Origin of the sequence: Lyngbya aestuarii BL J (assembly GCF_000478195.2) — a bacterium.
Classification (GTDB): domain Bacteria; phylum Cyanobacteriota; class Cyanobacteriia; order Cyanobacteriales; family Microcoleaceae; genus Capilliphycus; species Capilliphycus aestuarii.
In genome coordinates this window covers 1-842 of the sequence record NZ_AUZM01000280.1, presented here as the reverse complement: position 1 = coordinate 842, position 842 = coordinate 1, and the positions used below count along the sequence as shown (strand labels likewise).

At 48.8% G+C, this 842-nt stretch carries 1 protein-coding gene and 1 pseudogene; both read left to right on the top strand.

All coding sequences use genetic code 11. The features are described from left to right. Positions 1–560, top strand: a 560-nt coding sequence (gene lpxC / locus M595_RS28065; protein WP_023069935.1) for a UDP-3-O-acyl-N-acetylglucosamine deacetylase, incomplete at its 5' end; no start/stop codon positions are given. A 78-nt stretch (positions 561–638) separates the two neighbouring features. Then, positions 639–842 (top strand): annotated as a pseudogene (locus M595_RS28060) (3-hydroxyacyl-ACP dehydratase FabZ); the annotation flags it as partial.

Here is an 842-nt window from a genome sequence, read left to right as displayed (position 1 = left end):
AAATTGACGGCCCAGAAATTCCGTTGTTAGACGGATCAGCTAAAATTTGGGCAGAGGCGATCGCCAATGCAGGACTCGCAGTCACCTCCCAAACCACCCCAATCATACCCATTACCCAAGAAATAATCGTGCGTCAAGGCGATGCTTTTGTGATGGCTATCCCCGCAGACGAAACTCGCTTTAGCTACGCCATAGATTTTGAAATGGCGGCGATTGGTCAACAATGGTACAGTTGGACCCCTCAACAAGAAGACTTTACAACAGCGATCGCCCCGGCCCGCACCTTCGTTCTCGAAAAACAAGTTCACCACCTGCAAGAAGCCGGATTAATCAAAGGCGGAACCCTCGATAATGCCTTGGTTTGCGGCGACGACCGTTGGTTAAATCCCCCCTTGAGATTTTCAAATGAACCCGTCCGTCATAAAATTTTAGACTTAGTAGGGGATCTAAGCTTGTTGGGAGTTATTCCCCAAGCTCATTACTTGGCTTACAAAGCTGGACACCACCTACATACCCAACTGGTTCAACGCATTCAAGCAGCCGCCTTAGCCGCCCTCTGAAGCGGTGCGCGCGCTGAACTTTGTTGCGATCGCTAACCGACAAATGGGAAGCTAACTAGAAACTGTGAATTTGATCAAATGTCAGACGTAAAATCCGATCCTGTTAACTCTAACCCTGTTGAAACCCCCAACGGCACCGCGACAAAAGTCGTTCAAGCTGTTATGGGTGTCGAAGACATTCAAAAGCTATTACCCCATCGTTACCCCTTCGCCCTCGTTGATCGCGTCATTGAGTATGAACCCGGTAAACGGGCGGTGGGAATTAAAAATGTCACCTTCAAT